Genomic DNA, 13,309 nt, shown 5'->3' with positions numbered 1-13,309 from the left:
GGTTTTAAAATGGGAATCTAAAGGATACGGAAAGTTTGGTCAATAAAATCTGGTCTTTCCGGGAATTGCCACTGAAGGTACAGGCCATTTCAAATCCCAATCATATTCCTCGAATTTAGGCCCTAAAGTTTGGTTGGAATTGAGTGCTTCTTGCCATCCAATGGTCTGCCCAGTGTACCCTACCATTCTTCCTAAAACTGCCAACATCGTACTGTTTGCCATCAGATCACCTTCGTTAATGGGCTTGCCTGACCTGATCGCAGCAAACAATTCCTCATGCTGGGTTTCATATGGATTGTTTTTTTCACCCTCATAATTCCAGGCATTTGATCCGTCTATCCGGTGGATCTGCCTTCCGATATCCACAAGTGCATTTCCACTTCTGCCCATGATTTCTGCCTTGTTTACATTAGAACAACCTTGTTGTTGCCTACTGAAATGGATACCTTTAGCACCGTTGTCATATTCATATTCTATAGAAAAATGGTCGTAGATATTTCCATATTTTTCTTCTGTCCGGGATTGCCTCCCTCCTGAACCTGTCGCTTTCAAGGGTAACTTGTCCCCAAAGGCCCAGGACATCATGTCAAGGCTATGGACCATCATTTCTACAATATAATCACCGGAAAGCCAATCATAATAGTACCAGTTTCTCAATTGGTACTCCATTTCCTTCCACTCGGGCATCCTGTCTTTGTACCATAATCCGCCCCCATTTCTTACCGTGAGTACTGAGGCTACTTCGCCGATGTCTCCTTGGTTGATTCTTTCAAAAAGTGCCCTTTTGGGAAAATCATACCTAAATGTAAATCCCGATACCACAGAAAGGTTTTTGGACTTGGCTTCCCTAGCCGTCTCCAAAACACTTCTGACTCCGGGGGCATCCACCGCCACAGGCTTTTCACAAAACACATGCTTCCCCGCAGCAACAGCTGCCTTAAAATGGCCAGGCCTAAATGCAGGAGGAGTGGTAAGAATGACAACATCAACATCAGATTCGATTACTTTTTGATAAGCATCAAAGCCCACAAAACGGTTTGCTTTATCTACTTGAACCTGATTTGGGTTTGCTTCTGAAAGTGCCTGATAAGATTCATCCAAATAATCAGAAAATATATCACCCATGCAGGTCAGAACCGCTTCGGAATCAGCTTTCAATGCCTGGAGCGCCGCACCTGTACCCCTACCTCCACATCCAATTAAGCCCACTTTGAGGGTATTGTTTTTCATGGCAAAAGCCGGATTGATTTTAAATAAAAATGGGAGAGCGGCACCTCCGATCAAGGCAGTGCCTGTCGATTTGAGAAAGTCTCTCCTGTCATTTTTTTCCGGTGAATAAATTTTGTCTGACATATAGCGGCTGGATTATTTTGGGTTTGAAAATGAAAATGGGATTCAATTCGCATAATCTATTTATTATCAGGAAAGTACAATATCTCCACACGATTTCAAAAAAAATCTGGATTTGACCTAAATTCCAAGCCTTTATTCCTTCCATAAATGATAGAAAATCAGACAATGGTGTTTTAGGAAGATTGAATGATTATCATCCATTGAAACAACGGTGAAAGTTTGCAATTACATGAAACAACCTGTCCCGTAAAAAAACTTTATCCCCGAAAAATTAATCAATATATTGTAAATGATGAAGATCAAAATTCTGATGCATCAGTACAAAAATTCACCTTTCCTGCCCCACAGAAATATGAAATCACCAAGAGATTCAAGAAGAGACTTTCTCAAAAAAACCATAACAGGCACTGCTGTATTTTCTGTTGGCGGGATATTGCCGGCCTTCAGTCCAAAAAGCTACGGGAATATCCTTGGTGCCAATGAAAGAATCAAAGTTTCGGTGATGGGGGTAAACAGCCGTGGAAATGCTTTGGCGCAGAATTTTGCAAGCCAACCAAACGCCGAGGTTATCCATATCTGTGATGTGGACCAATTAGCCGCAGAAAAATGCATCAGCGCAGTATCAAAAATCCAAAACCTATTTCCTAAAGCCACTCCGGATTTCAGGAAAAGTCTTGAAGACAAAGATGTGGATGTTCTGGTAATCGCAGCTCCGGACCATTGGCATGCGCCGGCAGCGATTCTCGCCTGTAAAGCAGGTAAGGATGTTTATTTGGAAAAACCTTCCAGCCACAATCCCCACGAAGGAGAGATATTACTCCAAGCCGCATCCAAATACAAAAGATTGATCCAAATGGGTAACCAACGAAGGTCCTGGCCCAATGTGGCCGCAGCCATCAAAGAAGTCCATGAGGGCGCCATAGGAAGACCCTACTTTGCCAAAACCTGGTATACCAATAATCGGGGATCTATCGGAATCGGAAAAAAAGTAGCAGTCCCCACCAACCTGGATTATGATTTATGGCAAGGTCCGGCACCAAGGGAAGATTACCGAGACAACATCATCCATTACAATTGGCATTGGTTCTGGAATTGGGGCACTGGTGAAGCATTGAATAACGGAACCCATATGGTCGATTTGGCGCGATGGGGATTGGGTGTGGAATTTCCGACAAAAGTCACTTCTGCCGGAGGAAGGTACCGCTACCAAGACGATTGGGAAACCCCGGATACGCAAATGATCAATTTGGAATTTGAAAACAAAAGTATGATCAGTTGGGAAGGAAGGAGCTGTAATGGCATCAACAATGATGGTTCGAGTGTAGGCGTAATTTTTTACGGAGAAGAGGGTTCTGTAAATATCGGCGGAGGAAATGCTTATTCTATTTTTGACTTAAAAAACAAACTTGTCAAAGAAGTGAAGTACGACCGGCCGGTTGATGCGAGAAATCTTTCCGATCCTACCCAAGAACTTGACGCTATCCATATCCAAAACTTTTTTGATGGGATCAAAAAAGGAACTCCGCTTGCAGCTGAAATAATCGGGGGACAAACAAGCACGCTTTTGGTCCAACTTGGAAATATTGCTCAAAGGACAGGCGAGACTTTGAATGTGAATCCAAAAAACGGCCACATCATCGGCAGCAAGGAAGCCATGAAATATTGGAGCAGGGAATATCAACCGGGGTGGGAACCGACATTATAATTTCATTCTGAACCCTTCCTCCATCCAACCTGACCATGAAGCTTACGACCCTTGACCTGATTGTAATTGGAGTATTCTTTCTATTGATGCTGGTCATCGGAGTATATTCCTACTTTCGAAATAAAACCGCTAGCGATTATTTCGTAGCAGGAGGAAACTTACCTTGGTGGCTGTCTGGGATTTCCCATCATGTTTCGGGATACAGCGGGGCAGTTTTTGTTGCTTATGCGGCCATTGCCTACACCCATGGTTTTACAATATATGTTTGGTGGGCATTTACAATCGGCTTGACTATATTGGCAAGTGCCAAAATCTTCCCAGTCCTTTGGGTCAGGCTTCGTAAAAAATTCCATATCCAATCTCCTTTGGAATTTCTTGCCCGACGCTACAATATCCTCACCCAACAGATTATGGCTTGGAGCGGGGTGTTGTTGAAGCTTTTCGATATTGGAGCCAAATGGGCTTCCATTGCCATTTTATTGAATGTTTTCACAGGAATCAGTCTGCCGATTGGGATTTTGATATCAGGCGGAATTTCCCTTTTGTATATCACCTTTGGAGGATTGTGGGCGGTGGTAATGACAGATTTTGCACAGTTTATAGTTCAGCTATTGGGAGGACTTGCCATGTTTTTTGCTGTGCTATACAAGTTGGATGGACTGGAAAGTATTTTTACTCTTTGGGACAAATTACCTTCAGGCAACAGTCAGCCATTTAATGACCCCTATGGAGTAGGGTTTGCGCTTGCCTTTTTGTTTATAAATTTTCTTTCCTACAATGGCGGACAGTGGAATCTTGCCACCAGGTATATTTCCTCCCCATCTGAATCACAGGCTACAAAAGCAGCAAGGTTATCCGGATGGTTATATTTGATATGGCCTTTGATACTATTTTTTCCAATGTGGGCTGCGCCAATTTTGCTACCGGATTTGGCAGATCCAAGTCAGTCATATGGGCAGCTTACACTCTTGCTTTTGCCGTCAGGATTGGTCGGACTGGTGATCGCATCCCTATTTGCCAATACCATGTCCATGACTTCTTCAGACATCAATACCATCTCCGCGGTGATCACGAGAGATATCCTACCAAATATTTCTAAGAAATTTAGTTTGGATAAAATTTCCCTGCTAACTGCAAGGATTACGACTTTCATATTTACCCTGATGACCATCATTGTCGCCCTTCAATATGAATATTTCGGAGGAATTCTCGGCTTGATCATTTCTTGGTTTGGAGCTTTGGTAGGACCAATTGCTGTACCAATGCTTTTTGGAATTATTCCGGCTTTCAAATCTTGCGGGCCAATTTCCGCTATCAGTTCCATATTTGCAGGACTTCTGACTTTTATCATCACCAAAAACATTGAAATCAGCAGTTTGGCATGGCAGGTGAGCCTTCCTCTAATTGTGTCGACTTTGGTTTATATTACAATTGGGTTAATCCAAATAGGCAATGTTCCGGAAAAAGTAAAAACAATGCTCCAGGAAATCAGCAAAGAATAAAACCCATCAACAATTATGGAACTTAATGTATTTGATTCAAGAAAAGAAATGGGCGAAGCTGCTGCCAAAGCGGTAGCGTCAAAGATTCTGAAATTGTTGGAAGAAAAAGAAAACGTGAGAATTGTTTTCGCTGCTGCTCCTTCGCAAAATGAATTTTTTGAAGCATTGAGTACTTCTTTCAAAATTCCTTGGGAAAGAGTCTCAGCATTTCACATGGATGAATATATTGGTCTTAAAAAAGATTCGCCTGCGCTTTTTTCCAATTTCCTGAAAAAAAAACTGTTTGATAAGTTGCCATTCGGAGAAATCAATCTCATTGATAGCAACCAAAACCCGGAAGAAGAATGTCGACGCTACGCTTCTTTGCTGCATCAATCACCTATTGACCTGATCTGCATGGGAATCGGTGAAAACGGGCATATTGCTTTCAATGACCCTCCTGTCGCTGATTTCAATGATGCCAAATCAGTAAAAGTGGTTGCCCTAGATCCAGTCTGTCGGCAGCAGCAGGTGAATGATGGTTGCTTTCCGACTTTAGAAGAAGTCCCAAGCCACGCTTTGACGCTGACAATTTCATCACTGCTTGATACAGCATATATCTGCTGCGTGGTTCCGGGCGTCAACAAACGACAGGCTCTGACCGCAACACTTTCCGGGCCTGTAGAACCCCAATGTCCTGCTTCGATTTTGAGAATCCATGGGAATTGTCATTTATTCACAGATACCCAAGCATATCCTGAAAAATTGGAGATTTCCGATAAAAATGGCTTTGTCGGAATAGACTGCTTAACGGGAAACCTAGCTGTTTTCAATTCGGACAGAAAATTTTTTCAAACAAAGATCAAACCATTCCCAAAACATTTAAATGAGAACATCTATGTTGGACCGGGCTTGGTGGATCTTCAGGTAAACGGCGTCAATGGGATTGATTTTAATGATCCCAAAATCTCTGTTGCGGATATTGAAAAAGCCACTGATTTTTTGTTAAGCAAAGGCGTGACAACCTATTTCCCTACCCTGATTACCAACGAAAATCAAACCGTCATTTCCATCTTAAAAACCTTCAAAAAAGCCTGTGAAAATAATCCATTGGTCGCTTCGTGTATTGGAGGCATCCATTTGGAAGGACCGTTTATCTCCTCCCAAGAAGGTGCAAAAGGAGCCCACAACCCCAAATACATCCAAAAACCAAATTGGGATTTGGTTCTTGGATTTCAAGAAGCATCGGGAGGAAGGATCAAACTTATCACCATGGCTCCTGAATTAGAAAATGCTACCACATTCATAAAAAGCTGTAGGGAAAATGGGATAAAAATTGCGTTTGGACACAGCAATGCCTCCATGGATGATTTGGAAAAAGGAATAGAAGCAGGAGCAAGTCTATCCACCCACTTGGGAAATGCCGTTCCGCTGATGCTTCCCCGTCATCCCAATATCCTTTGGGACCAACTTTCTTTAGGCCAACTTCATGCGAGTTTGATCGCTGATGGATTTCATATCCCAGATTCCTTTTTGAAAGTAGTGCTGAAAGTAAAAGGAGAAAAAGCCTTTTTGGTGAGCGATTCCACAAAGTTTTGCGGGATGCCGGCAGGTGAATACAATACCCATATTGGAGAAGATGTAATCTTGGCGCCAAATGGTAAACTATCTTTGAAACACGGAAACGGATTATTGGCGGGAGCAAGTAAAACCATACTTGAGGGCTTGCAATACCTGATTGAAAAAAAACTGGCCAACTTGGATGAAGCTTGGAAAATGGCCTCTGTCATTCCATCCAAATTCATGGACCTCGAAAATCGAAAAACAAATGGAAACAATGACCTTGTGTTCTTTTCCCTTGATAATGGAGAAAAGGTAAACATCCTCAAAGTCATAAAAAACGGAAAGGATTTTGAAATTTGATACACACAGATTTTTTGCGACAAGAACTATTTTTACTTGCGATTGGAAATTAGTGCAAATAGAAAGCGTCTTTGAGTTCATTTGAGAAGGCTATCCTACTTAATTCCAAAACCGGAAAGAAACCCGGTCAAGGTAACCCAATCAGATTTACCTTGACCTCATTTACTTTTTATCCATCAGTTCCTTGATGGAAACAGATTTTCCTCCCTGTTTTTTGCTGATATCTGCTGCTTCCATAAAAGCTAAAATTTCCAAAGTTTCCTCAGGTTGGACAGGCACAATTCCGGTCTCAAAATATTTTACAATTTCCAAAAGCAAAGGCTCATATCCTGCATAAGGTCCTAAAACCACATTTTCGGTCTTGGTAAAAACCGTTCCACCGTAATCATGTATCCCTGTCCTTGTGCCGCGGAATGTCCCGATCCTCCCATCTTCCCAAATCCCTGTAACCACGTCTGTATCCTTTGTGGAAACTCTAGACACTGACTCGCAACCTGTTCCCATTACAGTAAATAGAGTCTCCACTCCATGAATCCCATACCAAAATAAATCCGGGTGAGAAGGTTCCAATTCGGCAGGACTGAACGTACTTGCTCCGATTACAGTGCTTTTGTCAATTTTCTCAATTCCGGTGATGTACCTCAATGAAGACGATGAGAATACCGGGATTTTGAACTTTTGTGAAGCTTCAAAAATAGCCTTTGCATCTGACAAAGAAGCTGTCATCGGCTTGTCAATAAACATCCGCTTGCGCGCTTTGAATACTTCCATAGCTTGTTCTAGATGAATCTTACCATCGTTTGTTTCCAACAACACCACATCCACTTTCTGAAGGAGGTCGCCAATAGAGTTTACAATATCCACACCCAATTTTTGGATTTCTTCAGTATATCCAGGAATTCTATCCATACTAGATTTGATATCCTTGCTTCCGTAAGGATAAGCCGCCACGACATGGTATCCGAGATATTGGGAGTCTTCTTTATGGGTATTCAATACCTTTGTAAATGCAATACTATGTGAGGTATCAAGCCCAATGATTCCGACTCTTTTACCTTGGGAATAATCGGACGCAACTTTCAAAGAAAGGCTGAATGCATTTCCATAAACGCCCAATCCGATACCTGCTACTGTTGAGCTCTTGATAAATAACCTTCTAGAAAATCTGTTTTTATTTTTCATTATTCTGCTGATTTGAAAGGAAAATTATGGGTGAATTTATTTAAATTTAAGTACTAAACCCATTAACACTATGAAACATGTAAGCGTTGGCTGGTTTGAAATACCAGTAGAAAATATGGAAAGGGCAATGGCTTTTTATGAAGCAGTATTTGATTGTAAATTGGATCGCCACAAAATGGGTCCAGTCGATATGGCTTGGTTTCCTTGGGATGAAAGCAAAATGGGGGCAGGAGGAAGTTTGATAAAAGCTGAAGGATATTACAAACCTAGTACAGAAGGCACAAAGATCTATTTTTCTTCAGAGGACGCGAATATAGAACTCGGTAGGATTGAAAAAGCCAATGGGAAAATCATTCGGCCCAAAACCGAAATCTCTCCAGATATTGGATTTATGGCGCTTTTTCATGATTCGGAAGGAAATGAAATTGCGCTTCATTCCAGAAAATAAAATGAGCCACAGGTTGAATTAATCTGTGGCTCATTCTTTAAATCGCTATTTGGATTTTTAATCCGGATTATTCTTTAATACAAAACCGTATTGATGATCATTTACTTTCTTCTTTACCCGATAAATCCCCATAATACACTGGTAACAAAATCAGAAAGGAAGCCCCTTCCCCATCCCTTTTTTCCAAGCTCAATGATCCGTTATTCCCATGGGTGACAATTTCGTAACTTAAGCTGAGGCCGAGTCCTGTGCCTTCTCCTGTGGGTTTGGTGGTAAAAAACGGCTCAAAAATCTTTTCCCGATTCTCATTTGGAATCCCTGGGCCATTGTCAGAAATCCTGATTCCTACTTTTTCACCTTCCATAAATGTGGATATAGAAATCTCCGGTTCATAACCTTCAATGTTCTTTCTATGTTGATCCCAAACCGCGTCAAATGCATTTCCAATAATATTGATTAGAACCTGACCTATCTCTTGTCCGACAATTCGAACTTTTTTTAAGTTAGGTTGAAAGTCCTTTTTTACGATTGCAAAAAACCCCGGAGTGTGAGCGCCTTTACTGTTATAAGCAAGGTCAATATATTTTTCTACAAGGGTATTGATGTCAATCAACTCAAAAGTGGATTTTCCCATCCGAGTGTGCTGCATCATTGACTTTACGATGGCATCAGCTCTTTTACCATGTTCTTCGATTTTTGAATTATTGGTTTTGAGATTTTCCATCAAATAATCAATTTCGACCATGTCATTCTCTTTGATGGCTTTAGTCAATTCATCAACCAATTCTCCGGACAGTCCCGCAAAATTGTTAATAAAATTCAGCGGATTTTTAATCTCATGGGCTATGCCTGTGGCAAGTCTACCTAGGGAAGCCATTTTCTCCGCCTGGATCAGCTGGTTTTGAGCTGCTTTTAACTCCTGATAAGCTTTTTCGAGTTCTTGTACTTTTTCCAGTTCTATTGCCTTTTTTTCGTTATCAGCTTTAAGTGCCTGTGCTTGTGCTTCAGATGCCAAAGACCTTGCAGTTGCCGTTTCTGCATGAAGTTCTGCCTCCCTAATTCGGGCATTGTCGCGTTCTTTTTTAATGAGTTTTGCTTTTTGCATCCTGTCTATCGCCAAAAATCCCATTAACCCGAGCACTACACAAAAGAGAAAAACATACCACCTCAGCCAAAAGATGGGCTTGATATAGAATGTATAGCTTAAAGGCTGGGAGGAAATCATCCCGCTTTCATTCACTGCCAATACTTCAAGGGTATACTCTTTTGACCAGAAAAAAGCCGGAAGATTGGTATAGCGAAGCCGTTTTACGTCAGAATCCGAAGACCAGCTGTCATCATAACCTAGCAGCCTTGTCCTGTATTTTACTCCTGCGCTATTGGCAAAACTCAAAGCGGTATATTCAAAAACAACTTCATTCCTTCCACCAGCTTGGTACAAAATTTCTATTGAAGAAAACTTGGTAAGTGGAGGGACTGTATTGGGTCGGTCTAATTTAGGGTGGTAGATGGAAAGGCCTTTTGCAGTACCAAAATAAACCAATCCTGATTTGTCTACTTTGACCGAACCATAAAGCCAAACTTCATTGTCAATCAATCCATCCTGGTGAGAAATAGTTTTGATAATTTTTTCACTTTCGGGAGAGATCTCAGCAAGTCCTTTATTGGTGCCAACCCATAAGGGGCCATTGATTGAAGAAAATGCGAAACTGATGGCATTGTCTGCGGGCAACCCTTCTTTCGTCGTAAATTGGTTTAAGATTTCGCCGGTTTCCTGATTCAGGACGAATAAGCCCTCTTGGGTTCCAACCCACATTTTACCATTATGCAATATCAATTTTTCGATATGATTGGTTGGCGCTCCATTTTGGGTAGACCAAAATTGTTCAAAAAGATCAGGGTTTTTATTATAATCAGGATTTCCGGAAAGAAATTCTTTCGTTATCTTTTTGGTGCTACGGAATACCCCCTTGTCCAAGGTACCTACCCAAAGAAACCCATTTCCATCAATTGCCAATGATTTGTGAAGTAAGGGAGGAAGACCTGAATCAGCACCAAAATCAAATATTTCACCTTCTATAATACCAACTATACTCCTCAACCCTGCAAACCACACAGAACTTATCTCTTTATTTTCCCTAATATTTTTAATTTTCAGCTTTTCAGAAGCGATAATGGGAGGACTATTGGGAATTGTGAATAGGATTCCTCTTTTCCCATTTAGGATGATTTCTCTAATATCTACCGCCTCTTTTAAAACTAATTTCCGATCAAAAACCAAGCCGTTCAAGCCTTGGGTTGTTGCTATCCAAATCCTCCCTTCCAGATCAGTTTCAATACCGTTGACCCAATCTCCCGTAAGTCCATTTATCTGCTTGATATAAGTAGATGAACCATTTTCTGAAATACATGAAACACCTCCTTCTGTACCTACCAAAATTCGGCAAGGACATTCAAGAGGAGGCTCCGAAAGTATTGAATTCACTTTAGCTGAAGGAAGAACAGGAATCTCCCCTGCTATCGAACGGTCACTGAAATTTTCGAATGCGTTAAAATTAAACCTAAGCTTGGAAACACCCCCCGACTGGGCAATCCACACATTTCCTTCCCTGTCTTTGCTAACATGGAATACATTGTCACTCAACAATCCATTTGCCCTAGAATAGGAACCAATAATTTCCCCAGTATTTATGTTGAATCTAACAATCCCATTGACACTACTTACAGCCCAAACCCTTCCCTCCGTGACGGATGTCAGGCTGGCAATATTTGATTCCTTCAAATCTGCAATTTTAATAGGAGTTCCTGAATTTTTTTCAAATAAAAGGACTTCTCCATTTTGCCGATAAGCCCAAATTTTACCAAATTCATCTTCAAAAATTGAGGCAAAATTCTGATCCTCTGTGGTAATTGATGAAGCATAAATCAAATGAAGGCTATTGTCCTTTATCTCAACTAGCTTCCCTTCTCCTAGACCCGCCAAAATCCTTCTCTCTCCAGAATATATGGTGGTGATTTGCTGCATCCCTCCTTCCGAATCTGAAGTTGAAAGGATGTCAACACTTAAATTTTTGTTTTCATCGATTTTATATTGTAAAAAACCATTACCTACAGAACCTACCCAAACAACACCCATGCTATCTACTGCAATTTGATTTAGATTTATAGCATTGGAATACAGTTTTTTATTATTGAATTCATTTGTAAACTGCATCCTTCTTCCATTTTTATAATCTGAAACAGGCTCTTTTGAAACAAATAAGCCGGAATTGGATGTAATCCAAAGATATCCAAGATCATCTTCTACAATTTCCCATACCCCAAGGTCATTAATTCCATCCTTTTGATCGTAAAGATCAATTCTTGTTCCATCAAACCGGGCCAAACCTGTAGTGTGAATTGTCATCCAAATGTATCCCTCGCTATCCTGAAAAACATTTGTGGCCATCGCGGAAGGCAATGGGTTTACCTCAGCATTTGGGGTATAATGAACAAAGGGCAGCTCTTGGGCTGCCACTTTGAAACAATAAATAAATATGAAAGCAAAGACTAAAGAAAAACGAAGTTTCATCGAATGAATATAATCATTTCCTTCAATTAATTCCTGATTCCACCCGTGCCATTGAACGCCGCCAGTGTATTTGTGGCATCCATCAATCTAGTAGCCATAGTTCTTGAACTACCATTTTGTGCATTGGATTTTCTATCATTGACATCTTCTGAACAAGTTCCTAGTTCTTCACATCCGACTGCTTCGCAATGGATCAGGAGGGCTCGGTTATAAGTGTCCCATATCACTGAAACTCCATCAACCTCTCTAATTGCTCCTCTTTGGCTTACAACGTTCAATTCTGCAGTAAGCAATTCTTTGAGAAATTTTTCAATGTCTGAATTTCCCTCAGGTTTGAGTATTTGGAGGGCTGTCTTTATTTTTTGATTTCCAAACTGGAAGGGCTCAGTCAACAATAAATTTTCGATCTGATTCAGGAATTCAAGGATTTCTTTCTCTGTATAATCTCCTTTTTCGGAATCACAGTATTTCAGTTGTTCAATCCAATAGTCAGCACATTCTGCATTGCCTTCTATTTCCCCTGATTTTAATTCAGCAATCATTTTTTCAGCATCAATCTCATAGCCAAAATTGATACAGGAACCATCATTTTCTTCTGTGCAAAAATGGACGCTGGATGGCGTGGTAGCATTGTAATTCAAATTGAGCAATTCATCTGTAGTCTCCACAAAGTATTCCCCTTCCAAAACCTGAAAAGAAAAAGTCCCATCTTCTAATGTAAATACCGAGCCGACAATTTTATCGGTCTTTTTATTTCTCAAAAATATTTCAATATCAGAGATTCCTGATTCAGAATTTTGTTTGATTCCGTCGGCATTTGCGTCTATAAAGATGCTCCCGCAGATATCTGTTAATCCCTCACACGGGCCCATGATTGTGCAATATTCCTTACTGCCGTTTTTAGTGATATTGCTTTCCACAACTCCAATGCGCACATCTCCGGGAAATGTCACTGAAAATCGTTTGCTTTCATCTTTCCCAATAGAAACATTCCATGAGATGCCTTTTTGATCCAGTTTTGAAGAAAGCTTAGGTTCCCAAGAACTCGGAATGCCTGCACACTCAGGTATGTGTAAGAAAAATTTCTCCAAATCAGAAGACTTGCCAGTTCCACTTACCTCATAATGGAATGTAGTGCTGGAAACCACCCCATCTTTTTTTTCAGTTTTTCTGCCAAGAAATTTTATGTCGTAGTCATTGATCCTGGCATTCTCATACTCCGAAAGCTGATTGGAAATATATTCCGGCAATTCTGCTCTAAAATCTTCTACGTCAATTTTCCTAAAATCAGCATCAATGTCTTCAATGATCACATCCTGATTAGAAAATTGACATCCTGCCAATATTACTATTGACATCAAAAACAGGGAGGTAAGGTTTTTTTTCATGGCATTTTATTTTTTCAAAAGCGGTTAAATTTGAAGATCTCTACAAACAATAAGTCTAAAAAGACTGTGGTTTTACTAAAATTGGCAAAGAATTTAATTTTTACATAAATATGAGAAATTACCGTTATAAAACAATTTATATATAGCAAAAAACACTTTTATTAGGATGTAATTTAAAGTGTTTTATAAATTTCAGACATTCTATAGATAAAATACTATATGTCAAAAACGAAAAAAATGATGATAGAAAAACTTAAT

8 protein-coding genes are annotated in these 13,309 nt (G+C 40.4%); 4 read left to right on the top strand and 4 right to left on the bottom strand.

Features of this window, described 5'->3' with window-relative positions:
* Positions 1-39 precede the first annotated feature (39 nt).
* Complete coding sequence (locus ACZFYI_RS00990) at positions 40-1,353, bottom strand: Gfo/Idh/MocA family protein (RefSeq protein ID WP_462522252.1); 1,314 nt, start codon at positions 1,351-1,353, stop codon at positions 40-42.
* Positions 1,354-1,705: 352 nt separating this feature from the next.
* Here ACZFYI_RS00990 and ACZFYI_RS00985 point away from each other — a divergent pair, with 352 nt between their 5' ends.
* From ACZFYI_RS00985 to ACZFYI_RS00975, 3 genes are read left to right on the top strand one after another with little or no spacing between them, the layout of a single operon-like run.
* The gene (locus tag ACZFYI_RS00985) at positions 1,706-3,058 is read left to right on the top strand and encodes a Gfo/Idh/MocA family protein (protein ID WP_462522270.1); all 1,353 of its coding nucleotides are present in this window, start codon (positions 1,706-1,708) and stop codon (positions 3,056-3,058) included.
* A gap of 35 nt (positions 3,059-3,093) precedes the next feature.
* The gene (locus tag ACZFYI_RS00980) at positions 3,094-4,560 is read left to right on the top strand and encodes a sodium:solute symporter family protein (protein WP_462522251.1); all 1,467 of its coding nucleotides are present in this window, start codon (positions 3,094-3,096) and stop codon (positions 4,558-4,560) included.
* A gap of 15 nt (positions 4,561-4,575) precedes the next feature.
* Complete coding sequence (locus ACZFYI_RS00975; protein WP_462522250.1) at positions 4,576-6,462, top strand: 6-phosphogluconolactonase; 1,887 nt, start codon at positions 4,576-4,578, stop codon at positions 6,460-6,462.
* Between the two features lie 162 nt (positions 6,463-6,624).
* Here the strand turns inward: ACZFYI_RS00975 and ACZFYI_RS00970 are convergent, their stop codons facing one another.
* Positions 6,625-7,644, bottom strand: a complete 1,020-nt coding sequence (locus ACZFYI_RS00970) for a Gfo/Idh/MocA family protein (RefSeq protein ID WP_462522249.1) — start codon at positions 7,642-7,644, stop codon at positions 6,625-6,627.
* 70 nt (positions 7,645-7,714) lie between these two features.
* On the opposite strand from ACZFYI_RS00970, the gene ACZFYI_RS00965 reads away from it, so the two are divergent.
* Positions 7,715-8,092, top strand: coding sequence for a VOC family protein (locus ACZFYI_RS00965; protein WP_462522248.1), 378 nt, complete (start codon positions 7,715-7,717; stop codon positions 8,090-8,092).
* Between the two features lie 97 nt (positions 8,093-8,189).
* Here the strand turns inward: ACZFYI_RS00965 and ACZFYI_RS00960 are convergent, their stop codons facing one another.
* Together ACZFYI_RS00960 and ACZFYI_RS00955 are read right to left on the bottom strand one after the other, a co-directional pair.
* Positions 8,190-11,609, bottom strand: a complete 3,420-nt coding sequence (locus ACZFYI_RS00960; protein WP_462522247.1) for a sensor histidine kinase — start codon at positions 11,607-11,609, stop codon at positions 8,190-8,192.
* A gap of 80 nt (positions 11,610-11,689) precedes the next feature.
* The gene (locus tag ACZFYI_RS00955; RefSeq protein ID WP_462522246.1) at positions 11,690-13,051 is read right to left on the bottom strand and encodes an SdrD B-like domain-containing protein; all 1,362 of its coding nucleotides are present in this window, start codon (positions 13,049-13,051) and stop codon (positions 11,690-11,692) included.
* Positions 13,052-13,309 lie beyond the last annotated feature (258 nt).

The sequence above is a fragment of the Aquiflexum sp. genome (assembly GCF_977115555.1).
This window is presented reverse-complemented; position numbering and strand designations above follow the sequence as displayed.

What these genes read in the sequence shown, in the direction of transcription:
- ACZFYI_RS00990 (WP_462522252.1), bottom strand. Translation starts at nt 1,353, where the DNA reads ATGTCAGACAAAATTTATTCACCGGAAAAAAATGACAGGAGAGACTTT.
- ACZFYI_RS00985 (WP_462522270.1), top strand. Translation starts at nt 1,706, where the DNA reads ATGAAATCACCAAGAGATTCAAGAAGAGACTTTCTCAAAAAAACCATA.
- ACZFYI_RS00980 (WP_462522251.1), top strand. Translation starts at nt 3,094, where the DNA reads ATGAAGCTTACGACCCTTGACCTGATTGTAATTGGAGTATTCTTTCTA.
- ACZFYI_RS00975 (WP_462522250.1), top strand. Translation starts at nt 4,576, where the DNA reads ATGGAACTTAATGTATTTGATTCAAGAAAAGAAATGGGCGAAGCTGCT.
- ACZFYI_RS00970 (WP_462522249.1), bottom strand. Translation starts at nt 7,644, where the DNA reads ATGAAAAATAAAAACAGATTTTCTAGAAGGTTATTTATCAAGAGCTCA.
- ACZFYI_RS00965 (WP_462522248.1), top strand. Translation starts at nt 7,715, where the DNA reads ATGAAACATGTAAGCGTTGGCTGGTTTGAAATACCAGTAGAAAATATG.
- ACZFYI_RS00955 (WP_462522246.1), bottom strand. Translation starts at nt 13,051, where the DNA reads ATGAAAAAAAACCTTACCTCCCTGTTTTTGATGTCAATAGTAATATTG.